The 23,473-nt window shown below is 39.6% G+C and carries 21 protein-coding genes; 9 read left to right on the plus strand and 12 right to left on the minus strand.

Annotated elements, in window-relative coordinates; genetic code table 11:
• Positions 1 to 93: 93 nt before the first annotated feature.
• Positions 94 to 735: a PAQR family membrane homeostasis protein TrhA gene (gene trhA / locus SOI81_RS02910; RefSeq protein WP_320541212.1), complete on the minus strand. Its 642-nt coding sequence runs from the start codon at positions 733 to 735 to the stop codon at positions 94 to 96.
• Positions 736 to 862: 127 nt separating this feature from the next.
• On the opposite strand from trhA, the gene gstcD reads away from it, so the two are divergent.
• Positions 863 to 2,074: a class I SAM-dependent methyltransferase gene (gene gstcD / locus SOI81_RS02915; protein WP_239975429.1), complete on the plus strand. Its 1,212-nt coding sequence runs from the start codon at positions 863 to 865 to the stop codon at positions 2,072 to 2,074.
• Between the two features lie 12 nt (positions 2,075 to 2,086).
• Entirely contained in the window at positions 2,087 to 2,506 is a 420-nt protein-coding gene (locus SOI81_RS02920; RefSeq protein ID WP_239975428.1) for a GNAT family N-acetyltransferase, read from the plus strand.
• Positions 2,507 to 2,535: 29 nt separating this feature from the next.
• On the opposite strand, the gene yjjU is transcribed toward SOI81_RS02920, so the two are convergent.
• The 5 genes from yjjU to SOI81_RS02945 all read right to left on the minus strand — a co-directional run bounded on the left by yjjU (position 2,536) and on the right by SOI81_RS02945 (position 8,372).
• Complete coding sequence (yjjU, locus tag SOI81_RS02925; protein WP_016143095.1) at positions 2,536 to 3,396, minus strand: patatin family protein; 861 nt, start codon at positions 3,394 to 3,396, stop codon at positions 2,536 to 2,538.
• A 15-nt stretch (positions 3,397 to 3,411) separates the two neighbouring features.
• Positions 3,412 to 3,669 carry a hypothetical protein gene (locus SOI81_RS02930; RefSeq protein WP_001280981.1) on the minus strand — a complete coding sequence of 86 codons (258 nt, stop codon included), beginning with the start codon at positions 3,667 to 3,669 and terminating at the stop codon, positions 3,412 to 3,414.
• Positions 3,670 to 3,832: 163 nt separating this feature from the next.
• Complete coding sequence (locus SOI81_RS02935; protein ID WP_239975427.1) at positions 3,833 to 5,968, minus strand: 3-hydroxyacyl-CoA dehydrogenase NAD-binding domain-containing protein; 2,136 nt, start codon at positions 5,966 to 5,968, stop codon at positions 3,833 to 3,835.
• Positions 5,969 to 5,986: 18 nt separating this feature from the next.
• Positions 5,987 to 7,192: an acetyl-CoA C-acetyltransferase gene (gene fadA, locus SOI81_RS02940; RefSeq protein ID WP_239975481.1), complete on the minus strand. Its 1,206-nt coding sequence runs from the start codon at positions 7,190 to 7,192 to the stop codon at positions 5,987 to 5,989.
• Positions 7,193 to 7,361: 169 nt separating this feature from the next.
• Positions 7,362 to 8,372 carry an AraC family transcriptional regulator gene (locus tag SOI81_RS02945; protein WP_002116561.1) on the minus strand — a complete coding sequence of 337 codons (1,011 nt, stop codon included), beginning with the start codon at positions 8,370 to 8,372 and terminating at the stop codon, positions 7,362 to 7,364.
• Positions 8,373 to 8,582: 210 nt separating this feature from the next.
• Between SOI81_RS02945 and amacR the strand changes: the two genes are divergently transcribed.
• From amacR to SOI81_RS02975, 6 genes are all read left to right on the plus strand, one after another.
• Complete coding sequence (gene amacR, locus SOI81_RS02950; protein ID WP_320541213.1) at positions 8,583 to 9,701, plus strand: CaiB/BaiF CoA-transferase family protein; 1,119 nt, start codon at positions 8,583 to 8,585, stop codon at positions 9,699 to 9,701.
• 155 nt (positions 9,702 to 9,856) lie between these two features.
• Positions 9,857 to 11,089, plus strand: coding sequence for a carbohydrate porin (oprB, locus tag SOI81_RS02955; RefSeq protein ID WP_320541564.1), 1,233 nt, complete (start codon positions 9,857 to 9,859; stop codon positions 11,087 to 11,089).
• 177 nt (positions 11,090 to 11,266) lie between these two features.
• Positions 11,267 to 13,672 (plus strand): glucose/quinate/shikimate family membrane-bound PQQ-dependent dehydrogenase, encoded by a 2,406-nt coding sequence (gene gcd / locus SOI81_RS02960; RefSeq protein WP_320541214.1) that lies wholly within the window; start codon positions 11,267 to 11,269, stop codon positions 13,670 to 13,672.
• A gap of 165 nt (positions 13,673 to 13,837) precedes the next feature.
• Positions 13,838 to 15,481 (plus strand): nitrite/sulfite reductase, encoded by a 1,644-nt coding sequence (gene cysI, locus SOI81_RS02965; protein WP_320541215.1) that lies wholly within the window; start codon positions 13,838 to 13,840, stop codon positions 15,479 to 15,481.
• Positions 15,474 to 15,959 (plus strand): DUF934 domain-containing protein, encoded by a 486-nt coding sequence (locus SOI81_RS02970; protein WP_320541216.1) that lies wholly within the window; start codon positions 15,474 to 15,476, stop codon positions 15,957 to 15,959. Before cysI ends, SOI81_RS02970 begins: the two co-directional genes overlap by 8 nt.
• A gap of 81 nt (positions 15,960 to 16,040) precedes the next feature.
• The gene (locus tag SOI81_RS02975; protein ID WP_016143103.1) at positions 16,041 to 16,394 is read left to right on the plus strand and encodes a DMT family transporter; all 354 of its coding nucleotides are present in this window, start codon (positions 16,041 to 16,043) and stop codon (positions 16,392 to 16,394) included.
• 51 nt (positions 16,395 to 16,445) lie between these two features.
• Here SOI81_RS02975 and SOI81_RS02980 read toward each other — a convergent pair whose 3' ends face one another.
• The 3 genes from SOI81_RS02980 to SOI81_RS02990 all read right to left on the minus strand — a co-directional run bounded on the left by SOI81_RS02980 (position 16,446) and on the right by SOI81_RS02990 (position 18,819).
• Positions 16,446 to 16,889, minus strand: coding sequence for a VOC family protein (locus SOI81_RS02980; RefSeq protein ID WP_199984860.1), 444 nt, complete (start codon positions 16,887 to 16,889; stop codon positions 16,446 to 16,448).
• A 130-nt stretch (positions 16,890 to 17,019) separates the two neighbouring features.
• Positions 17,020 to 18,195 carry a thiolase family protein gene (locus tag SOI81_RS02985; protein ID WP_016143105.1) on the minus strand — a complete coding sequence of 392 codons (1,176 nt, stop codon included), beginning with the start codon at positions 18,193 to 18,195 and terminating at the stop codon, positions 17,020 to 17,022.
• Between the two features lie 108 nt (positions 18,196 to 18,303).
• Entirely contained in the window at positions 18,304 to 18,819 is a 516-nt protein-coding gene (locus tag SOI81_RS02990) for a GspH/FimT family pseudopilin (protein WP_320541217.1), read from the minus strand.
• A gap of 379 nt (positions 18,820 to 19,198) precedes the next feature.
• On the opposite strand from SOI81_RS02990, the gene omp38 reads away from it, so the two are divergent.
• Entirely contained in the window at positions 19,199 to 20,242 is a 1,044-nt protein-coding gene (gene omp38 / locus SOI81_RS02995) for an outer membrane protein Omp38 (RefSeq protein ID WP_014207589.1), read from the plus strand.
• Positions 20,243 to 20,362: 120 nt separating this feature from the next.
• On the opposite strand, the gene SOI81_RS03000 is transcribed toward omp38, so the two are convergent.
• The 3 genes from SOI81_RS03000 to lysP form a co-directional block, all read right to left on the minus strand.
• A complete protein-coding gene (locus SOI81_RS03000) occupies positions 20,363 to 20,521 on the minus strand; it encodes a hypothetical protein (protein ID WP_239967339.1) in 159 nt (52 codons plus the stop codon).
• Positions 20,522 to 20,523: 2 nt separating this feature from the next.
• Positions 20,524 to 21,729: an RtcB family protein gene (locus SOI81_RS03005; protein WP_320541565.1), complete on the minus strand. Its 1,206-nt coding sequence runs from the start codon at positions 21,727 to 21,729 to the stop codon at positions 20,524 to 20,526.
• 267 nt (positions 21,730 to 21,996) lie between these two features.
• On the minus strand, positions 21,997 to 23,457 hold the full coding sequence (lysP, locus tag SOI81_RS03010; protein WP_224992765.1) for an amino acid permease: 1,461 nt from the start codon (positions 23,455 to 23,457) through the stop codon (positions 21,997 to 21,999).
• Positions 23,458 to 23,473 lie beyond the last annotated feature (16 nt).

Genomic DNA, 23,473 nt, shown 5'->3' on the forward strand with positions numbered 1-23,473 from the left:
ACTCTTTTTAAAGACATATTTTTCTCAAAGAATAGCGTGAAAGAACATCATCCATGACTCTTTCAGGATCACTGAATATGAGTGAAAAATGGATTAAACTATGTACCAATAGATGGCAAGAAAATGTGCCCCTGCACCTAAAAGCACAAAAATATGCCAGATCGCATGGGTATATCTTACCTTTTTTAACGCGTAAAACAATGCTCCAACCGTATAAGCTAATCCGCCAATGATTAAGAAAATCAATGCATCTTTGCTTAAATAAGTACGCATATCATCCATAACAAAAACAGCAAGCCACCCCATAAGAACATAAGCAAGTAAAGAAATTTTCTGAAAGCGGTGAATGAAAACTAACTTGAAAAGTGTACCAATTGCAGCAATGCTCCAAAGTGCAATAAGCAAAATATGAGCTTTTTGTGTAGGAATCGCGATGCTCAAGAACGGGGTATAGGTACCGGCAATTAAATAATAAATAGCAGTATGGTCGAGTTTTTTATACCAGTAGCGTAGGTTTTGGGTTTGAGCAAAATGATAGAGAGTCGAGCTGGTAAAAACTAAAATAAGACTAAATGAATATACCCATAAACCCACCCACTGAGCAGTGGAAAGATAAGATCCTTTTATAATTAAAAAGATAGAAGCTACGACTGCCATAACAACACCAGCGCCATGACTATAAGCATTAAATAGTTCTTCTTTTGGATCGTAAGTTTCCAACACAGATTTACTCATAACTTTAATTTTTTTGATTAAAAATACAAATGTATAGAAATACAAAACAGTCGTAAAGTTATTTTATTTTTAATCCTAGACCCTTTAAACTTCTATTTTATATGAGTCTTCATTTTTAGGTATATCCGTGTCGGTTTTCTCCTTTGAGCAAGAACAGCAATTCTTTCATGAAATCAAGCAAATGCTTGACCAACAAGCTTTTGAGCGATTGATCTTGAGCCAATATAAGGGAGAGTTGGCGCAGCTGGAAAAAATTACTTTCCGTGTTGTAGAGCTACATGGACAAAAACAGCTTTCAGCTTTATATCACTATACCACCCAAGATGTGACTAAAAACTATTCATTTGAAGAAGGTTTGCAACAGATTGAGCAATTAATCACTCAGTGTAAGCAAGCGAACTTATTTTCGACTACTCAAGAAATTCAACTAAAAAAAAATAAGAAAAAAGCCATATTGAATATGGGTAAAAAGCAGGCGGTAAATGCGTCACAAACGGTTCAGTCACATGACCGTGAAAAGCAGCGTTATGTACAGCAGGGGAATGCATTTTTAAAAGAGTTGGGTATTACTGATGAAAAAGCTCAAGTCATTCCAAGCATGGCTCGTAAATGGAAACAGATTAATAAATTTATCGAAATTTTTGCGAGTGCTTATGAACAGATTGATGCGTCTCAACAAGAGTTACGCATTGTCGATTTTGGTTCGGGGAAAGGTTATTTAACTTTTGCTTTGTATGATTATCTGCAACAACAACAGAAAACACCACTGATTACGGGTGTAGAGCTGCGTCGTAATTTGGTGGAGTTTTGCCAAAATGTTGCAGACAAAGTGCATTTTAACCATTTAGACTTTTTTGAAGGTGATGTACGCAGTTATCAACCGGAAAAGCTAGACGTCATGATTGCTTTACACGCTTGTGATATTGCGACTGATTTTGCTATTCATACTGGAATTCGTTTAAACGCTTCGATGATTATGTGCGCGCCATGTTGTCACAAAGAGTTGCGCCCACAATTACATAGCCCAGAAGTTTTACAGCCAATGCTACAGTTTGGTATTCATGCTGGGCAACAAGCCGAGATGCTAACCGATACTTTACGTGCATTACTTTTAAAAGCGTATGGCTATGAAACCAAAGTTTTTGAGTTTGTATCGCTTGAACATACCAGTAAAAACAAAATGATTTTGGCAACAAAGCGCAAAAATGTTTCTCAACCTGATGCCAAGATTATGGCTCAAATCCAAGCATTGAAAGAAATGTATGGAATTAAGAAACACACACTAGAATTGCTGTTACAAGATCAGTTACCAATCGAAAATATTGGCTGCAAGTGCTAGGACGGTGAGCGGATGTATAAAATTATAGAGAGTGGTTGGGAACAACTTGAAAAAGATGCGAAATACATCCGTGAGCAAGTCTTTATTCAAGAACAGGGAATTGCACCTGAAGATGAATGGGATGACTTGGATGCCATAGTTTTGCATTTTATTGTCTATGACAAAGAACAGCCTATCGCTACAGCACGTCTATTACCGCAGCATAGCGTAGGGCGTGTTGCTGTTTTAATGCCTTATCGGAAGCAGGGTATAGGTAAAATTTTAATGCAGCATATTATTGAATATGCGCGTCATCATAAATTGCCTTACTTAAAGCTTTCGGCGCAAACCTATGTGACCGCTTTTTACGAAGCTTTAGGCTTTAAAGTACAAGGCGAGGTTTATCAGGACTGTGGCATTCCACATATTGATATGGTTTTAGAATTAAATTGAGACTTCTTTTTAGAAATCTCAATTTTAATTTATTTCATTGCATTCCAACTTTCGATGGCTTGTAAGCCAGTCTCTAAACCAACTTCATAACTGTAGCGAAGCTTTTTCGGATTGGTCGTTAAACGGCCAGCCATATTTTTAAGTGGCGGTGGACACACTTCTAAAATTTGTTGATCTGGATTTTCACCACGAACAAAATCTACTGAAGCGTTATAACGAGCACAGCGGCTACGCAAACTATTTGCAAAACCATAATGATGTTTAAAAGCATATTTTGCGAGGAATTGATCACCTCGACTACTTGCCTTGAAGTAGTTTTTCGGGCGAGTGCGTAAAACTAACAGTTTTTTGACGCCACTTTGCTGAGCCGTCCAGCGAACGGGTAAAGCATCTGCAACACCACCATCAAAATATGGTTCACCCATAATATCAACAGGATGACGCGTTAAAACTGGAATTGAGCTAGAAGCACGAAGTGCATTGAGTAAATTATCTTTACCTGCACGAAGATATTCCGCATGACCCGTTTTGGCATGGGTTAATACCATATAAAAATCTGGATTTTTGGCAAAAAGACTTTGTTGATCAAGTGGGTGCTCTTGCTCACCAATTTCCCACATCCATTTTAAATCAAGTAAATCGCCGCCTTTAAAAAAGCGTTTGTAATCGATGAATTCCGGACGGAGTGAATGATCAATATAAAAGGTTAGCGTGCGGCCTTGCTGGCCTGCTAAGTAGTTGGCAACATTGGTTGAGCCAGATGATACACCAACATATAAATCGAAAGGGTTGAACTGTTGTTGTAAAAACGCGTCAAGTACACCACTGGTAAAGGCACCGCGCATGCCTCCACCTTCTACAACCAGTGCATTACGGGAAAAATCTGTCATTTGAAAAATATCTAATTACTGAGTTGATTGCTTGTGTTCTTGCATATCCATTTCAGGCATATTGTCACTATGTTGAGCGTGTTGCTCAGTAGAGTGTTCAGCCTTTTGCTGCATTTGCTCTTGTTGAGCTTTGCGCTGTGCACCTGGCATATAGTCAGGTTCATTACTCATCGCTAAATAGAAAAAACCAAGGAAAATCGCACTTAAGACACCAACGATCAGAACAAATTTCCAGCCTAAAATTGCTGACTCGGAAGAATTTTTATCGGACATAAGGATTTCTCGAATGTGCTGTAGAAGCACAAAAATGAAGTCTATTTATAGCATATTTAGGTGGGGGCTGAAATCTTAAAGGTTATAAAGAAAAACCCATATAAATAAAATATATTTATATGGGTAAGGTTTATGCAGTTTTTGAATATTCAGTACGTCTAAGTTATTGAATATTTTGTTTCTGCTCAGCTTTAGCTTTTAGTAATGCAGGTGGGGTAAAACGTTCACCATATTTTGCAGCCAATTCTTCGGCACGTTTTTGTGCTTTATCAGTACCATACTGATTTAGGAATTGAATTGCTCCTCCCGTCCAAGGTGCATAACCAATTCCAAAAATAGAACCGACATTGGCATCAATTACAGACTCTAATACACCTTCTTCATAACAACGTAAGGTATCTAGCGCTTGTACAAACAGAATGCGATCAATCATATCTTGTTCAGAAATATCATGATCTTTTTTCCAGCGGTTTAAGCCTTCCCAAAGGTGCTTTTTGCCATTTTCAGGATAGTCATAGAAACCAGCACCAGCAGCTTTACCTTTACGGTTTAATTCATGAATCATGGTGTGAACCACTTCATCTACAGAAGTTTTCGGTAAATCTTTTCCTTCAGCTTGTAGAGCTTTACGTGCTTCACTGGCAACATGCTCAGTTAAGGTTAAAGATACTTCATCTTGAATCGCAAGTGGTCCAACTGGCATACCAGCTTTCAGTGCAGCCATTTCAATGCGCGCTGGATGGACGCCTTCGGCAAGCAAGCGCATACCTTCTTGAATAAAAGTACCAAACACACGACTTGTAAAGAAACCTCGGCTGTCATTAACGACAATTGGTGTTTTTCCAATTTGTTGTACAAAGTCGTAGGCTTTAGCAAGAGTTTCACTTGAGGTATTTTTGCCTTTAATAATCTCAACCAACTGCATTTTGTCGACAGGACTAAAAAAGTGTAGGCCGATAAACGCTTTATCATCCTTACTTGCTTGAGCTAAACCCGTAATTGGTAGGGTTGATGTGTTGGAAGCCATTACGCCGTTTGCAGCTAAGTATTGTTCAGCTTCTTGAGTAACTTTCGCTTTGAGCTCTTGATTTTCAAATACCGCTTCAATAATTAAATCACAGCCTTGTAGATCTACTGCTGAAGCTGTAGCTGTGATGAGCGATAAAACCTGATCACGTTTTTCTGCAGTCATGCGGCCTTGTGAAACACGTTTATCAAGGAGCTTTTGTGAATAAGCTTTACCTTTCTCTGCATTTTCAATAGATACATCTTTAAGTACAACAGGAATGCCTTTAATGGCTGTTGAATAAGCAATACCGGCACCCATCATGCCTGCACCCAATACACCCACTTTAGTGGCTTGCCATTTTGCAACGTCGGCAGGGCGGCTTGCACCAGACTTAATTGCATTTAGACCATGCCAGAAAGTGCCAATCATATTTTTAGAGATTTGGCCTGTTGCTAGTTGAGTAAAGTAGCGAGACTCAATACGCAAGGCGGTATCGACATCGACTTGAGCACCTTCAACTGCGGCAGCCATAATCGCTTCAGGGGCAGGGTAACAACCTTTGGTTTTGTCTCTTAACATGGCTGGTGCAATTGCAAGAACTTGTGCAACTGCTGGAGTTTTTGGATCACCACCCGGAATTTTATAACCCTTTACATCAAAAGGCTGCTGAGATTTTGGATTAGCTTTTATCCAAGCAATTGCCTTATCTAAAAGTTCTTGTTCATTTTCAGCTGTATCGTGGATTAAGCCTAAAGATTTTGCTTTATCAACACCGAACTGTTTGCCTTCCATTAAAAATGGAAATGCATTTTGAAGGCCAAGTAGGCGTACCATACGTACAATACCGCCGCCGCCTGGTAACAAACCTAAGGTAACTTCGGGTAGGCCAAATTTACTTTTCGGATCATTAATTGCAATACGGTGATGGCAACTTAATGCGATTTCCCAACCACCCCCAAGTGCTGTGCCATTTAATGCTGCAACAACTGGAATACCAAGCGTTTCAATTGTACGTAAATGGCCTTTTAGCTTTTCAACCATATTGAAAAAGTCAGTCACATGTTCAGGCTGAACTTGAATCAGCTCATCTAGATCACCGCCTGCAAAGAACGTTTTTTTAGCTGAGCGAAAAATAACACCTGAAAGTTCTGTTTCTGTTTTAAGTTTCTGAGTCGCTTCATCGAGCGAGTCACGGAACTCTGCATTCATGGTGTTCGCAGATTGACCTGTTGAATCAAGCGTTAAAATGACAATATTGTCGGCATTTTTTTCGTATTGAATTGCACTCATCTTTTATATCCCTAATTTTTATACGCGTTCAATAATGGTGGCAATACCCATTCCACCGCCCACACAGAGCGTTGCTAAACCGCGCTTTTTATCTTTTCGTTCAAGCTCATCAAGTAGTGTGCCTAAAATCATGGCACCTGTTGCTCCTAATGGATGGCCTAAAGCAATCGCGCCGCCATTTACGTTGACTTTTTCAACAGGAACGTTGAGCTCATTAATAAAACGCATAACAACCGCCGCAAATGCTTCGTTGACTTCAAATAGGTCAATATCATCGATCGTGAGGCCAGCTTTTTCTAAAGCTTTACGTGCGGCAGGAGCAGGTCCTGTTAGCATGATAGTTGGGTCAGTACCGACTAGGGCAGTCGCCAAAACTTTAGCGCGCGGTTTTAAATTTTGTTCTTTTACCGCTTTTTCAGAAGCCAATAAAACTACAGCTGCTCCATCGACAATGCCTGATGAGTTACCTGCGTGATGAACATGATTGATTTTTTGTGCTTCAGGATATTTTTGCAAAGCCACTGCATCAAAGCCCATTTGCCCCATCATTTCAAAACTTGGGTTGAGCTTCGTTAAACCTTCGAGTGTGGTGTTGCCTTTAATAAATTCATCTTTATCTAAAATCACCACGCCGGCGTGATCTTTTACTGGCACAACTGAGTGATTGAAATAACCATTTGATTGAGCCGCTGCCGCTTTTTGTTGTGACTTCACAGCAAAATTATCGACATCTTCACGGCTATACCCATCTAACGTTGCAATGAGGTCGGCCCCAATGCCTTGTGGAACAAATGATGACTTAAGGTTTGTTTCTGGGTCTAAAGCCCATGGCCCACCATCAGAACCCATTGGAATGCGTGACATTGATTCAACGCCACCAGCAACCACTAAATCTTCCCAACCAGAGCGGACTTTCATTGCTGCCATGTTGACTGCTTCTAAACCTGATGCACAAAAACGATTGATTTGCACCCCAGCAACATCATCGTTCCAACCTGCTGCAATCGCTGCTGTTTTAGCAATATCACCACCTTGGTCGCCAATTGGTGTTACACAGCCTAAAACAATGTCGTCAACTTTAGATGTATCAAGTTGATGGCGCTGCTGTAATTCATTTAATAAGGTGGTCAGTAATGTGATTGGTTTTACTTCATAAAGAGAGCCATCTTTTTTTCCTTTTCCGCGTGGGGTGCGAATGGCATCAATAATATAAGCCTCGCTCATAGCAGTTCCTTTTTTATTACTTAAACTTTGTTGTGTTTTGAGTGTACTGGTTTTAATAGCGAGTGCAATGACGATAAGCGCACCCATCAGGTGATGATTTTTGCCAATAGAAATACAAAAAAGCCCAAGTTGAACTTGGGCTAAATGTAAAGCTAAATAGATTTAAGTATTAATGGTAACCGTGTAGCTGGCGATAAAGGCCAGGGGTTACTCCCGTCCATTTTTTAAATGCACGGTGGAACGTACTGGTTTCACTAAAACCAACTTGTTGAGCAACGTCTTCAAGTGTTAACTCGGGGTTGAGTAACAGGTGAATTGCAGCATCTCGACGTAAAGCGTCTTTTACGCCTTGATAACTTTTACCTTCGGCAGCTAAGCGGCGACGTAAGGTTTGAGGAGATAGATACAACATTGATGCAACATCATTAAGCGTTGGCATTTCTTCACCAATCTGGCTTTTGAGCACTTCACGAATACGAGAAGTTAGCGAATTGGTATTTTTGAATTTTACTAAAAGCTGAGCAGGTGCTGCTTTTAAGAACTCTTCTAGCGTTTTTTCGTCTTGGCGGATTGGCAAATCAAGATAATCAGCTGCAAAGGTAATTTCCGTACGCGGTGCATCAAACTGCATGACTGGTGCAAAAAATAATGCATCATATTCATCTGCATGTGCAGGGCGTGGATAGCTAAAATGAACACGTTCTAATGGTAAACGGCGTTCAATCAACCATGATGCTAGACCGTGCCAAATCATGAGCATACTTTCAGTAATGAAATGATCTGGATCTAAAGTTTTTGGAATAAGAGGAACGAGACGTGCTTCGTGTTTGTCACGTTCTAGTGTTACCGACCATTCATCACCAAATAATTTATAAAATTGAGATGATAGTTCAAGGGCTTGGCCCAATGTTTTTGCGTGAATAATCAACTGACACATAATGGCAAAAGTGCCCAGACGACGTGGTTGTACGTCAAATCCAACGTGTTCATCCTGCGTGACCATCCACAACATTTTTATAAAACGAGTGTATTGTTCTGGTGAGATTCGAGCTTTAGGTTGACGTAATAATTCTGCTTCAATACCCACATGTGAAAGGAGCATTTCAACATCCATGCCAAGGCGTTTTACGCCTGTCAAAGCCGCATTCACGAAGTGGATGCTAATCGTATCGCGACTCATATTGAATCCTTCAGTCTCTTTGATGTTCACTTTAAATTGACCTAAATGACCGTCTAAAAAAATAAATTGGCGATTTACAACAGAGTAAAAGCACTTTTTACATGTTAAATTGCCGAAATGATCAAGGTAAATGGCTGAACATGACATTGTTTTACTATATTTGCTTAACTAATATAAAAGAAAATTCGAATAATAGTGGTTAAAAATACGATGACGACAGCATTAAATGGACTTAAAGTTCTCGATTTCTCGACGCTCTTACCTGGACCTTTTGCAACAATGTATCTGGCCGATATGGGAGCCGAAGTCATCCATATCGAATCTCCATCACGTCCTGATTTAATCCGAATCATGCCACCATATGCAAATGGTCAAGCAACAGCACATAGTTATCTAAACCGAAATAAACAGTCGATTGTTTTGGATTTAAAGGATAAGACGAGTATTGATCTGATTAAAGCCAAAATTTCTGAGTTTGATATTGTCATAGAGCAGTTCCGACCAGATGTCATGCGCCGTCTCGGATTAGACTATGCGACACTTGCCGAAATTAACCCGCGTCTCATTTATTGTTCAATTACAGGATACGGACAAACAGGAAGCTATAAAGACAGAGCTGGGCATGACATAAACTATTTAGCTTTAGCTGGTATTGCTGGATATAGTGGTCGACAAGACAGCGGTCCGCCTCCGCTCGGTATACAAGTTGCAGATATTGCGGGTGGTTCACTTCATGCGGTCATTGCGATTTTGGCTGCGGTCGTCGAACGCGGACGTAGTGGAATGGGGCAATATATTGATATTTCTATGACTGATTGTGTTGCTAGCCTCAATAGTATGGCCGCATCCGCTACACTTGCGGCACAAGTTGAACAGGCTCCTGAACATGGCATGCTCAATGGTGGCATTTTCTATGACTATTATATGACTCAAGATGGTCGTTATCTTTCAATAGGTAGTCTTGAGCCACAGTTTATGTCTGGTTTGTCAGTAGCTCTTGATTTACCTTTATTATTACAAAAAGGTGCTTCTTTGAATGTAGAAGACAGACAAGAAGTTAAACAAGCAATTCAAGAGAAAATTAAAAGCAAAACATTTAAAGAATGGCATGAAATTTTCGCAAATCTTGATGTATGTGTAGAACCTGTTTTAAGCCTATCTGAGTCCCTAAACTCGCCTTTAGCACAAGAACGTGGATGGATTGTGGATGTACCTTTGCAAAATAATGCGACGGATACAGAATCACAATTGGCTTGTCCAATTAAGTTTTCAAGATCGAAAATGAGATATTCCTTTATTGGTCAAAAACTTGGTGAAGGACATTGGTAAAGAGCCAAGGCTGTTTCTTATACAATGTGTATTAAAATTATTATTAGATTAATCAATCGATTAACATTTTGAATAATTTCTTTACATAAAATTAGCGTACCCTTTATAAACAAAGACATAAAAGGTATGTAAACATGAAAACACATAAATCCTTGATGGCTTCCTGTTTATCCGTTTTATCAATTACTCTTTTTATACAGCATGCACAAGCTGCTGCTGCATTCGACCCAAATAGTCCTTGGATGTTGGGTGATTGGAACGGTCAACGCACTGCGTTACAAGCACAAGGTTATGATTTTTCTTTTGGATATACCGGCGAATATGCCGGTATTTTAGATTCAAAAAATACATCTACGCATGGTAGTGCTTATACGGGGCAACTGGCATTAGGAACTCATTTTGATCTAAATAAAATTTTAGGTTGGCAAGATACTGAAGCTCAAATCACATTAACTTATCGTGATGGGCAGTCGCTTTCTGAACATTCACCAGCTTTAGCAGGGCACTTAAGCTCTGTACAAGAAGTGTGGGGGCGTGAGCAAACTTGGCGTTTAACTGATTTGTGGATTAAGAAAAAATTCATGGATCAAAAATTAGATGTTAAAGTCGGTCGTTTTGGTGAAGGTGAAGACTTTAATAGTTTTGATTGTGATTTCCAGAACTTGGCACTTTGTGGTTCGCAAGTCGGTAACTGGGTGGGCGATCAGTGGTATAACTGGCCGGTTAGCCAATGGGCAATGCGTGTTAAATATAACTTGCAGCCTGACTTATATACCCAAGTTGGTGTATATGAATACAACCCGGAAAATCTGGAGCGAGGCAAAGGTTTTAACTTAAGTACTGATGGTTCTCACGGTGCAATTATTCCTGCCGAAGTGGTTTGGTCACCTAAATTAGGTGCTCAAAGTATGGCGGGTGAATACCGTTTAGGTTATTACTACAGCACTGCCGATGCTGAAGAAATTACGAATAAGGTTCAAACATCTCATAAACAAGGTGTATGGGTAACTGCAAAACAAAAATTATTCCAGCCTGCTGATCAAACAGATCGCGGTTTAACAGGTTTTGTAAACCTGACTTTTCACGACTCTGACACCAACAAAATTGATAATATGCAAAATGTAGGCTTAGTCTATAAAGGTTTGCTTAATCAACGTCCTCAAGATGAGTTGGCGCTCGGTGTGGCTCGTATCCATATCAATGATGATTGGAACGATGTTCAAACTAAAGAATATGACACCGAATATAATACCGAGCTTTACTACGGTATTCATGCGACGAACTGGTTAACTATTCGTCCAAATGTGCAATATGTTCGTCATGTTGGTGCATTAAAAAATGGTGATAACACTTGGGTAGGCGGCATTAAATTCTCAACCGCATTCTAAGCGTAATTACTCCGAAAAAACGGATTGTCGAGGGCTAACTCATTGATTGAAGTATCCTGACCTTCCGTTTTTTTCTTTATGCCTGAATTTTGTTTTAGATGTATGGGTAATGTCGATTTTTAATTAGAAACTCGGCATATCTTTCCTATAAAAATGATGATTGATAAGAGGTGGTTTATGAATCAACCTACTTCAAGATCAGGTTTAACGACTTTTACCGTAATTATTATTGGGTTATTAGCGTTATTCCTGTTAATTGGAGGTATTTGGCTCGCTACATTAGGCGGTTCAATTTACTACATTATAGCTGGAGTCTTGCTCCTCATTGTTGCATGGCAACTCTACAAGCGTGCTTCTACTGCTTTGTGGGTTTATGCTGCATTAATGCTAGGAACTATTATCTGGAGTGTCTGGGAAGTTGGAACAGACTTTTGGGCGCTTGCACCACGTTTAGATATTTTAGGTATTCTTGGTTTATGGTTATTGGTTCCGGCTGTAACTCGTGGAATCAACAACCTTGGATCAAGTAAAGTTGCTTTATCTTCAACTTTAGCAATTGCAATCGTGTTGATGGTTTATTCAATCTTCAATGATCCGCAAGAAATTAATGGTGAAATTAAAACTCCTCAGCCTGAAACTGCTCAAGCCGTTCCGGGCGTTGCAGAGAGCGACTGGCCTGCTTATGGTCGTACTCAAGCTGGTGAACGTTATTCTCCATTGAAACAGATCAACGATCAAAACGTAAAAGACTTGAAAGTTGCTTGGACTTTACGTACTGGCGATCTCAAAACAGGTAATGACTCAGGCGAAACGACCAATCAGGTTACACCGATTAAAATCGGTAATAACATGTTTATCTGTACGGCTCACCAGCAATTAATTGCGATTGATCCTGCGACAGGTAAAGAAAAATGGCGCTTTGATCCGAAGCTTAAAACGGATAAATCGTTCCAGCATTTAACTTGTCGTGGTGTGATGTACTACGATGCAAACAATACAACTGAGTTTGCAAAGAGTCTTCAAAGCAAGAAATCTAGCTCTACACAATGTCCGCGTAAGGTATTTGTACCAGTGAATGATGGTCGTTTAGTGGCTGTGAATGCTGACACTGGTAAAGCATGTACTGACTTTGGTCAAAATGGTGAAGTGAACTTGCAAGAGTTTATGCCATACGCGTATCCAGGCGGTTACAACCCGACATCTCCTGGTATCGTAACTGGTTCAACAGTTGTTATTGCTGGTTCGGTAACCGATAACTACTCAAATAAAGAACCATCTGGTGTAATTCGTGGCTACGACGTTAACACTGGTAAACTTCTTTGGGTATTTGATACTGGCGCAGCAGATCCAAATGCAATGCCGGGCGAAGGTACGAATTTTGTTCATAACTCACCAAATGCGTGGGCACCTTTAGCATACGATGCCAAACTTGATATCGTTTATGTACCAACAGGTGTAGGTACACCAGACATCTGGGGCGGTGACCGTACTGAGCTGAAAGAGCGTTATGCAAACTCAATGTTAGCGATTAATGCTTCTACTGGTAAATTAGTGTGGAACTTCCAGACAACCCATCATGATTTATGGGATATGGACGTACCATCACAACCATCTTTAGCTGATATTAAAAACAAAGCTGGCCAAACTGTTCCTGCAATCTATGTATTGACAAAAACAGGTAATGCCTTTGTTCTTGATCGCCGTAATGGTCAACCAATTGTTCCTGTGACTGAAAAACCAGTACCACAAACAGTTAAACGTGGACCACAAACTAAAGGTGAGTTCTACTCAAAAACTCAGCCATTCTCTGACTTGAACTTGGCACCACAAGACAAATTGACAGATAAAGATATGTGGGGTGCCACTATGCTTGATCAGCTCATGTGTCGTGTATCTTTCAAACGTCTAAATTACGATGGTATTTACACTCCACCATCTGAAAACGGTACTTTAGTTTTCCCAGGTAACTTAGGTGTATTTGAATGGGGCGGTATGTCGGTTAACCCTGACCGTCAAGTTGCTGTAATGAACCCGATTGGTCTGCCATTCGTAAGCCGTTTAATTCCGGCTGATCCAAACCGTGCAGAAACTGCAAAAGGTGCGGGAACTGAGCAGGGCGTACAACCGATGTACGGCGTACCTTATGGTGTAGAAATTAGCGCATTCTTATCTCCGCTTGGTTTACCTTGTAAACAACCAGCTTGGGGTTATGTAGCTGGCGTTGATTTGAAAACTCATGAAGTGGTATGGAAAAAACGTATTGGTACAATTCGTGACAGCTTACCGAACTTGTTCCAGTTACCAGCTGTGAAAATTGGTGTACCTGGTTTAGGTGGTTCAATTTCTACTGCCGGTAATGTCATGTTTGTTGGTGCAACTCAAGATAACTACATACGTGCGTTTAACGTCACTAATGGTAAGAAACTTTGGGAAGCACGTTTACCAGCTGGTGGACAAGCAACACCAATGACTTATGAAATCAATGGTAAGCAATATGTTGTAATCATGGCTGGTGGTCATGGTTCATTTGGTACGAAAATGGGCGACTATTTAGTGGCTTATGCCTTACCAGATAACAAATAAAAAGCTTTTATAGAAAGGGCCCGGATTTATCCGGGCTTTTTTATGGCGATTTGTATTAAAGCTTATCAATAAAACCGTTATTAAATATGCAAAAAAAGCATTTTATTGATGAATAAAAGCTCGCTATGCTATCCGCCTTAATAATGAATCTACTAGCCATACGCCATGTATTTATATACCGATTTCGACCAGCAGCTGGTTAATGAACGAGTTGCTCAGTTCCGTGATCAAACAGAACGCTATTTAGCTGGCAAACTTTCTGAAGACGAATATCGTCCATTACGTTTGCAAAATGGTTTATATGTGCAACGTTATGCGCCTATGCTGCGTATTGCTGTGCCGTATGGCTTAATGAATTCTAAACAATTACGTAAAGTCGCTGAAGTTTCAACCGCTTATGACCGTGGTTACGCACACGTATCTACACGTCAAAATATTCAGTTGAACTGGCCTGCACTTGAAGATGTGCCAGACATTTTGGCGGAACTTGCAACTGTACAAATGCATGCTATTCAAACCAGTGGTAACTGTATTCGTAATACGACAACTGACCAATATGCTGGTGTGGTTGCTGGTGAAATTGCAGATCCACGTCCAACCTGTGAATTAATTCGTCAGTGGAGTACATTCCACCCTGAATTTGCATTCTTACCACGCAAGTTCAAAATTGCTGTTTCTGCACTTGAAGAAAAAGATCGTGCGGCGACTGCATTCCATGATATTGGTGTTTATATCGTACGTAATGAAGCGGGCGAGATTGGCTATAAAATTATGGCTGGTGGTGGTTTAGGCCGTACTCCAATCATTGGTAGTGTCATTCGTGAGTTTTTACCACGTGAAGATTTAATTGCTTACTTAGAAGCGGTTTTACGTGTTTATAACTTGCATGGTCGTCGTGATAACAAATATAAAGCGCGTATCAAAATTCTAGTTAAAGCATTAACGCCTGAAGTGTTTGCACAGAAAGTTGAAGCTGAATTCGAACATACACGCGAAGCATTGAAAATTCAGCCAGAAATCTTGAAAAAACTGGATGAAGAATTCACACCGTTTGATTATCAAGCTTTAGAGGATGAAGACTTCACAGCTTTATTTGCTGAGCATCCAAAATTCAAACAGTGGTTCAACATCAACACGCATGCGCATAAAGTGAAGGGCTATCGTATTGTTACGATTTCTCTAAAACGTGCAGGTATCGCACCGGGTGATATGACCACTGAAGAAATGAATTTTATTGCAGATCTTGCTGATAAATACACTTTCGGTGAACTTCGCACGACTCACGAACAAAACATTGCTTTGGCTGACGTACCTCAAAAAGATTTGTTTGATGTATGGCAAGCGCTTGAACAACAAAATATGGCGCGTGCACATATTGGTTTTATTACCGATATCATTAGTTGCCCGGGCGGTGATTTCTGTTCACTGGCAAATGCGAAATCAATTCCAATTGCTGAAGCCATTACACGCCGTTTCGATGACTTAGACAAAGTTTATGATCTTGGTCATTTAGATCTCAATATTTCTGGTTGTATGAATGCTTGTGGTCATCACCATGTAGGTAACATCGGTATTTTAGGTGTAGATAAAAAAGGTGCTGAATTCTACCAAATTACATTAGGTGGCAATTCAGACCATGATGCATCAATCGGTGACATCTTAGGGCCATCATTTGCAGCAGATGCTGTGCCTGATGTCATCGAAGAGGTATTGAATACTTACCTTGATCTACGTACTGAAGGTGAGCGTTTTGTTGATACATATCGCCGTGTAGGAATTCAACCATTTAAGGAGCGTGCATATGCTTAATACAGCTCTACCAGTGCTTTATAAAGATGGCACGATTGCAGATAATACTTATCAAATCATTGCTGAAGATGGTGTTGTTCCACAAGGTGATGTTGTTGTAACAACAGCTCAACTCGATCAATTGGCAAACATTCAAGGTAAAAAAGCTTTGTATGTAACTGTGAATGATTCACCTGAAGAACATACATTTCCATTAAATGAACTTGATGCAATCTTTATTGAGTTTGCTGGTTTTGGTGATGGGCGCGGTTATTCATTCGCTGCACTATTGCGTCGCCAAGGTTTCCAAGGTGAACTTCGTGCAACAGGTGATGTATTTAAGGATGTTTTAAACTACTTAAAACGTTCAGGTTTTGACAGTTTTGTGATTAAAGAAGGTAAAGATGTGCAAGAAGCAGCAGCTGGTTTGCAAGACTTTACTCGTCCATATCAAGCTTCAACAGGCGTACCGCAAGCAAGTTATCAAACTGGTGCTTAAATAGCTTTAAAATATAAAGGCTGAACTCCGGTTCAGCTTTTTTTATAAATAATTTTTATATGACTCAACTGAAGAACAATAATGTTAGGTTTAATTTCAAAAATAAATCCCGGTGCTTGGTGGCTACTCTTTGCTATTGCGACAGATGTACTCTCAACATTTTATTCTGCTAAGGGGAATGGATTAGTTAATAAAACAGCTCAGGGCATTGCTCTGGTTTTATATATTATTTCTTTTGCCTGCGCTGCTATTGCTTTGAAGTATATGCAAGCTGGAATCTTATATGTGCTTTGGTCTGGAATAGGTGTATTAGCGACGGCTTTTTTAGCAAAGATTTTTCTTGGTCAGAATATTGATATTGCAGGGTGGATAGGAATCGGCTTTATTACGGTTGGTTTAATGATTATTGCACAATATTCCAATATCGATGTTTAAAGCCCTTATAGAAATAATGGGCATCTCTATAAGGGCTAAATATTGAAAATATTAAGTATCAAGCTGGCAGTTAACCATCCACTTTATACCGAATTGGTCGGTAAAAGCACCGTACAGTGCACCCCAGAATGTTTTTTCTAGAGGCATTTCAATTTGACCATTAACAGATAAGGCATCAAAAAGCTGTTTTGCTTTTTCTTGCTCATCTTTTTCAAGGTTGATCGAGATATAGTGATTATTTCCTTGAGTAAAAACGCTGTTAGGCGCACAAAACTGATCATTTGTATCTGAGGCCATAAGCACGGTGTACTCATTAATCGGTAGAGAAACATGAAGAATCAGGTTTTTGTCGGCTTCCGATAAAGTTACTCCTTCAGGCGCGGGCATATCACCATAACGGCTTAACATACCGAATTCACCACCAAATACTGATTTATAAAAGTTAAAGGCTTGCTCTGCTTGACCTTGGAAATTGAGATAGTGATTGAGTTGCATTGTTATTGTCCATTGTTGTTTTCGTTTAAAGGAATAAGTTAAAACTTAAAAGTGATTTTGTGGGTCATTTTTTGTAGTTTTTTCATAAAAAAATCCCGCCGAAGCGGGATTTTAAAATAATGAATTTGGATTAAATGAGTTCAATTGCAACTGCTGTTGCCTCACCACCACCAATACAGAGTGCAGCAATACCTTTTTTACCACCAGTACGTTTTAGCGCATGAATAAGGGTAAGAATAATACGAGAACCCGTAGAACCTACAGGATGACCTAGGGCACAAGCACCACCATTGATATTGACTTTTTCAGCATCAAGTTTGAAGTCATCGATTGGGCACATGGTAACCATCGCAAATGCTTCGTTAATTTCCCAAAGGTCAACGTCTTGAGCATTCCACCCCGCTTTTTTAAGCACTTTTTCGATAGCACCCACAGGAGCGATCGTAAATTCTGAAGGATGCTGTGAGTTTGAAGCTGTCGCGATAATTTTTGCAAGCGGTTGTAAACCACGTTGTGTAGCAACATCACTTGAAGTTAATACTAATGCAGACGCACCATCCGAAATAGAACTCGCATTTGCCGCGGTAATTGTACCGTCTTTTGCAAAAGCTGGTTTGAGTGAAGGAATCTTGTCAATCTTTGCATTTAAAGGTTGTTCATCCTGATCAACAACGACATCACCTTTGCGACTAGGTACGGTAACTGGAACGATTTCATCTTTGAAATAGCCTTCAGTAATTGCTGTTTGAGCACGCTTCAAAGAGCGAATCGCAAAGTCATCCATTTGTTCACGTGTATAACCACGAGTATTTGCCATATCTTGAGCAAAAGAACCCATTAAACGCCCAGTTTCAGCATCTTCAAGCCCATCAAAGAACATATGGTCTTTAATTTCACCATGGCCCATGCGGTAGCCAGCTCGTGCTTTTGGTAAAACATAAGGTGCATTTGTCATAGACTCCATACCGCCAGCAACAACTACTTCAGCACTACCTGCTTTAATCATATCAGCAGCTTGCATGACTGCCTTCATACCAGAGCCACAAAGCTTATTAATCGTTACAGCACCTGTAGAGTCTGGTAAGCCAGCTTTACGCATGGCTTGACGAGCAGGGCCTTGTTTTAAACCAGCAGGAAGAACACACCCCATAATGACTTCTTCGACATCAGTAGGTTGTAAACCTGCTCGTGCGATTGCTTCTTTAATCGTTACAGCCCCTAACTCAGGCGCTGTAAGTCCTGATAATGATCCTTGAAAACCACCCATAGCAGTACGAGCACCATTTACAATTACGATGTCAGTCATTGTTGTAATCTCCGATTGTTCTTAATCTCGAAATAAGAAATATTTAAAACTTAGGCAGTATATTGCAAAAATTAAAGAGAGATATCTTCTGCATTAGACTGTAGAGTTCTAACAATTTTTTAGGTCTTCTAAACGAGTGTGCCCCATTTTACTGAGAACTAATTTAAAGTTTTTAAGCTGGTTATAAGAACAATAAGTAAAAGTGCCGTTAGATTCTCGCGGAAGGCCAGTATCGCCTTGAAATACAATACTATTTAATTTTTTTCCAAACTTTTGAAATTTTAAAGAACCGTAGTGGTGAGCAAGTTCAATATTGCTCAAAATCTCTTCATTGCTTTCTCTCTGTAGGTTATGATTTGTGTCTACAAAGCTAATAAGACTTGCATCCCAATTACTATTACATATAGATAAATCAACACTTGGACAAAGTACGACGCTCTTATGTCGTAGAATTGCGTCGTATTTGGCTTTTTGTATATGAATTGTGAGTAATCGAGAAACATTTTTTAATTCTACAGAAGCCATAAATTGATGGTATAAAGGTAGAGCTATAATGACCATAATCATAAGAATTGCGAGTGTTATAGCGAGTTCAAATAGCGTAAAACCGGGAGATTTAAACATTAAAATTCCTTAATATATGGATAAATATTTTGATTTTATGCTTTCTATCAATGATTTATAATGATTTTTATAGTGAGGAAACACAAAATTAAATAAAGGTTATCAGGATGCTAGAATACTGGTAAAATCACCGTAAGCGAAAGAAAGAAGTTGTTCATATTTACTAGTTGAGTGAAAAATTACCGAATTACAACGGAAATTGTAAGTAATTTTGTCAATAATTTACTTGATTAAAATTATCAAGCACTTGGAAAGTCTATCAAGTGTTTGTATGATTCAAATGTGAATAGCTTAAAAATAATACTGGGGTAAAAATATCTCAGGGGCCAATAAATTTAGGCTGAGCTTGAACAACAATTGTTATCTCTGGAGGATATCCATGAAATTGAGTCGTATTGCACTTGCTATGCTTGTCGCTGCTCCATTAGCTGCTGCTAATGCGGGCGTAACTGTTACTCCTTTATTAGTAGGTTATACTTGGCAGGATAGTGACCACAACAACGATAAATTAACAAGTCATGCTGAATTACAAGATGATTTATTCGTTGGTGCTGCACTAGGTGTTGAATTAACTCCTTGGTTAGGTTTCGAAGCTGAATATAACCAAGTTAAAGGTGATCTTGAAGGTACTGGCGTAGCTGGTTCTGAATACAAGCAAAAAACTATTGCTGGTAACTTCTACGCAACTTCTGATTTGATTACTAAGAACTACGACAGCAAATTCAAGCCGTATGTATTATTAGGTGCAGGTCAAACTAAAACTGAGTTTGATGGTATCTATGAAGACAAGAAAGATACTATCGGTAATGCCGGTGTAGGTGCTTTCTATCGTTTGAATGATGCATTATCACTTCGTACAGAAGCTCGTGGTACTTATGATTTTGACGAAAAATACTGGCGTTACACAGCTCTTGCTGGTTTAAACGTAGTTCTTGGTGGTCACTTGAAGCCTGCTGCTCCTGTAGTAGAAGTTGCTCCAGTTGAACCAACTCCAGTTGCTCCACAACCACAAGAGTTAACTGAAGATCTTAACATGGAACTTCGTGTGTTCTTTGATACTAACAAATCAAACATCAAAGACCAATACAAGCCAGAAATCGCTAAAGTTGCTGAGAAGTTAACTGAATACCCTAACGCTACTGCACGTATCGAAGGTCACACAGATAACACTGGTCCACGTAAGTTGAACGAACGTTTATCTTTAGCTCGTGCTAACTCTGTTAAATCAGCTCTTGTAAACGAATACAACGTTGATGCATCTCGTTTGTCTACTCAAGGTTTCGCTTGGGATCAACCGATTGCTGACAACAAAACTAAAGAAGGTCGTGCTATGAACCGTCGTGTATTCGCGACAATCACTGGTAGCCGTACTGTAGTTGTTCAACCTGGTCAAGAAGCGGCAGCTCCTGCAGCAGCTCAATAATTTGAGTTCTTGAACAGTAAAAAAGCGACTCGTTAGAGTCGCTTTTTTTATTGCGATTTTTAAAATATTTAGTCATTTCTAAGTCTCCTTAATAATTACTACGATCTTGGTTTAAATTATTTACCAAATACCTTTCTTCAATTGCTGTTTAGTATCTTGTCTATCTTTACGATGTTGGGCACGAGGTTTTTCCGTTTCATGCATCCCACCTTTATGAAGTAAAGGGGATAGAGCTACTTGATTACGGACTTTGATTTTTGACATTTCTTTAATTTTCATGTTTAGCCTTTAATACATAAAACTTGTTTAAGAGTGTGAATAACTTCAATGAGGTCAGCCTGATTTGCCATGACTTCATCAATATCTTTATAAGCACTTGGGATTTCATCGACAACACCACTGTCTTTACGGCATTCAATACCTTGGGTTTGTTCAATAAGATCTTGCTGGTTAAAAAGAGTTTTTGCCTTGCTTCGACTCATCTTGCGACCTGCTCCATGAGAGCAAGAACAAAATGATTCAGGATTTGCCTTGCCTTTAACGATATAAGATCGTGCTCCCATTGAGCCAGGAATAATTCCTAATTCATCTAAGCCTGCTCGAATTGCACCTTTTCGGGTAATCAATAGATTTTCACCAAAATGTGTCTCACGGCTCACATAATTATGATGACAATTAATCGCTTCTTTTGTCATTTGAAAAGAAGGTAAAAGGGGGCGGATAGCTTCTAATATTAAACGCATCATCTCTTTGCGATTTTCAAAAGCATACTCTTGCGCCCACTCTACAGCTTCTACATAATCATCAAAACTGTTTGAGCCTTCGGCAAAATAACTTAAGTCTTTATCTGGAACATGGCCAAAGCGATGTTGAGCTTCTTTTTTGGCTAACTCAATAAAATAAGTACCAATAACATTGCCAAGTCCTCTGCTGCCAGAATGTAGCATCACCCATACGTTTTGATTTTCATCAATACATAACTCTATAAAGTGGTTACCACCACCTAAAGTCCCAAGCTGCTTTTGCCATGTTGCATCAAATTGTCGAAGCATACGAACAAGGCCAGGATGCTTTTTGATAATTGGCTCTAAGCGTTTTTCAAGTGGAATAATGCTGGAAGCCTTTGCCTTAACCTGTTTATGTAAAGCAAAGCCAACCGGGACTTTGCGTTCGATTGCATCGCGTAAACGACTTAAATTATCAGGTAATTGTGAAGCCTTTAAACTCAAGCGAATTGCATTCATACCACAACCAATATCTACTCCTACAGCGGCAGGAATAATGGCGTGTTTAGTTGGAATAACACTACCTACAGTTGCGCCTTTTCCTAGGTGAACATCAGGCATAACAGCAATATGTGAATATATAAATTGCAGTTGAGCCATTTTTTTGAGTTGTTCGATACTTTCACTATCTATATCTTGAGTGAAAATTTTAACAGGGACACCGTAGAGTGCCTCCTTGTTTAATATTTTTTGTATGCCCATAATTTTTTCTCTTATTTTTGTCCGAGCAGGCATAAAAAAACCTAGCGAATGCTAGGTTTTAAATTTAAGCATTCGGACAAGTGGTGTGAATTTGTACACTTGTCCGTGAGCTGACATCGTGCCAAATTATTTAATCTGTTTTACCTTGTAGTGTTGGCATGATGTCCTCCTTATTTAAAAGTGCCGTTGAAAATCTGAACGGCATTTTACGCTTTTTTAATCAAAGATCAAGCTTTTGATCTTTGATTAACTTTTAATTACCGATTCTTAGTCTTGCTCAGGCTTCACATTCATTTGATCGTAAGAGATCAATTTGGTTTTATTTTTCCACTTATAGCCTAACCAGATGATCAAGAACAAAGGCAAGCTAATATAGGTTGAAAGTAAGCCCAACCAATCAATTTTTCCACCTAAAATGGCTTGATAGTTCTGCCCTAAGATAATGATTGAACAGAGAATAAAGGCAAACCAAGGGGCAAATGGGAAAAATTTGGCACGATATGCTAAATCTTCTAATTTATAGCCTTGAGCAATATATCCTTTACGGAAACGATAGTGTGAAATCGCAATTCCTAACCAAACAATAAAACCGCACATACCAGACATATTGAGTAGCCAGTTAAATACTTGCTTCTCTCCAATAAATGTCGTCAAGAAACAAAATGCGGCAATAAATGTGGTGGCATATAGCGCGTTCATCGGGACGCCACGACCATCAAGTTTTGCAAACCACTTTGGTGCGCGACCTTCTTGAGCCATTTTAAATAACATGCGAGTTGAAGAATACATGCCTGAATTACCTGCTGACAGAATAGCAGTAAGAATGACGGCATTCATTAAACCCGCAGCAAAAGCAAAGCCTACTCTCTCATAGAGTAATGTAAATGGAGATAGTGCAATATCTTCAGTGGCAGCTGCTTGTAATAGGTTGGGGTCATCATAGGCGATTAGAGTGCCGATAATGAAAATACATAGGATGTAGAATAATAAGATTCGCCAGAAAATCTGTTTGATTGCAAGTGGAATCGTCTTCTTTGGATCTTTTGATTCGCCCGCAGCAACCCCAACCATTTCGGTTCCTTGGAAAGAGAACCCGGCAATCATTGCTACACCAATCATGGCTTGTAAACCGCCAACAAAAGGTGCTTCTTTGTAGGTCCAGTTCCCGAAAGTTGCCACGCCAGGGGTTAGCATAATCTTGATGATCATGGCTAAACCAATAATAATAAAGGCAACAATCGCAATCACTTTAACCATTGAGAACCAGAATTCGCTTTCCCCGAAGCCCTTAACCGTCATCGCATTAATCATGAAGATAACGATAAGAAATAGGGCACTCCAGTAAAATCCTGGAATATCAGGGAACCAGAACTTCATAATGAACTGGACCGCAACAAGTTCGAATGCAACTGTGATGGCCCAGTTATACCAATAGTTCCAACCTAGAGCGAAACCAAAACCTTCTTCGACATAACGACTGCCGTAAGTAAAAAAGGCACCGGATGTTGGCGTATGAGTTGCAAGCTCACCTAAGCTGGTCATTAAGAAGTAAATCATAATGCCAATAAGTGAATAGGCGAGTAGCGCTCCACCTGGGCCAGCATTTGCAATGGTTGATCCAGAAGCAAGGAAGAGGCCTGTACCAATGGAACCACCAATGGCGATCATATTCAGATGACGAGCCCCAAGCTTACGCTGGAGTTTTTCAGGAGCATGTGTTTCGCTCATGGAGATTCCTTACATA

Source organism: Acinetobacter pittii, from assembly GCF_034067285.1.
GTDB classification, from domain to species: Bacteria; Pseudomonadota; Gammaproteobacteria; order Pseudomonadales; family Moraxellaceae; genus Acinetobacter; species Acinetobacter pittii_E.

Coding starts and splice junctions, on each gene's coding strand:
- trhA (WP_320541212.1), bottom strand. CDS start 735: ATGAGTAAATCTGTGTTGGAAACTTACGATCCAAAAGAAGAACTATTT.
- SOI81_RS02920 (WP_239975428.1), top strand. CDS start 2,087: ATGTATAAAATTATAGAGAGTGGTTGGGAACAACTTGAAAAAGATGCG.
- yjjU (WP_016143095.1), bottom strand. CDS start 3,396: ATGACAGATTTTTCCCGTAATGCACTGGTTGTAGAAGGTGGAGGCATG.
- SOI81_RS02930 (WP_001280981.1), bottom strand. CDS start 3,669: ATGTCCGATAAAAATTCTTCCGAGTCAGCAATTTTAGGCTGGAAATTT.
- SOI81_RS02935 (WP_239975427.1), bottom strand. CDS start 5,968: ATGAGTGCAATTCAATACGAAAAAAATGCCGACAATATTGTCATTTTA.
- fadA (WP_239975481.1), bottom strand. CDS start 7,192: ATGAGCGAGGCTTATATTATTGATGCCATTCGCACCCCACGCGGAAAA.
- SOI81_RS02945 (WP_002116561.1), bottom strand. CDS start 8,372: ATGAGTCGCGATACGATTAGCATCCACTTCGTGAATGCGGCTTTGACA.
- amacR (WP_320541213.1), top strand. CDS start 8,583: ATGACGACAGCATTAAATGGACTTAAAGTTCTCGATTTCTCGACGCTC.
- oprB (WP_320541564.1), top strand. CDS start 9,857: ATGGCTTCCTGTTTATCCGTTTTATCAATTACTCTTTTTATACAGCAT.
- gcd (WP_320541214.1), top strand. CDS start 11,267: ATGAATCAACCTACTTCAAGATCAGGTTTAACGACTTTTACCGTAATT.
- cysI (WP_320541215.1), top strand. CDS start 13,838: ATGTATTTATATACCGATTTCGACCAGCAGCTGGTTAATGAACGAGTT.
- SOI81_RS02970 (WP_320541216.1), top strand. CDS start 15,474: ATGCTTAATACAGCTCTACCAGTGCTTTATAAAGATGGCACGATTGCA.
- SOI81_RS02975 (WP_016143103.1), top strand. CDS start 16,041: ATGTTAGGTTTAATTTCAAAAATAAATCCCGGTGCTTGGTGGCTACTC.
- SOI81_RS02980 (WP_199984860.1), bottom strand. CDS start 16,889: ATGCAACTCAATCACTATCTCAATTTCCAAGGTCAAGCAGAGCAAGCC.
- SOI81_RS02985 (WP_016143105.1), bottom strand. CDS start 18,195: ATGACTGACATCGTAATTGTAAATGGTGCTCGTACTGCTATGGGTGGT.
- SOI81_RS02990 (WP_320541217.1), bottom strand. CDS start 18,819: ATGTTTAAATCTCCCGGTTTTACGCTATTTGAACTCGCTATAACACTC.
- omp38 (WP_014207589.1), top strand. CDS start 19,199: ATGAAATTGAGTCGTATTGCACTTGCTATGCTTGTCGCTGCTCCATTA.
- SOI81_RS03000 (WP_239967339.1), bottom strand. CDS start 20,521: ATGAAAATTAAAGAAATGTCAAAAATCAAAGTCCGTAATCAAGTAGCT.
- SOI81_RS03005 (WP_320541565.1), bottom strand. CDS start 21,729: ATGGGCATACAAAAAATATTAAACAAGGAGGCACTCTACGGTGTCCCT.
- lysP (WP_224992765.1), bottom strand. CDS start 23,457: ATGAGCGAAACACATGCTCCTGAAAAACTCCAGCGTAAGCTTGGGGCT.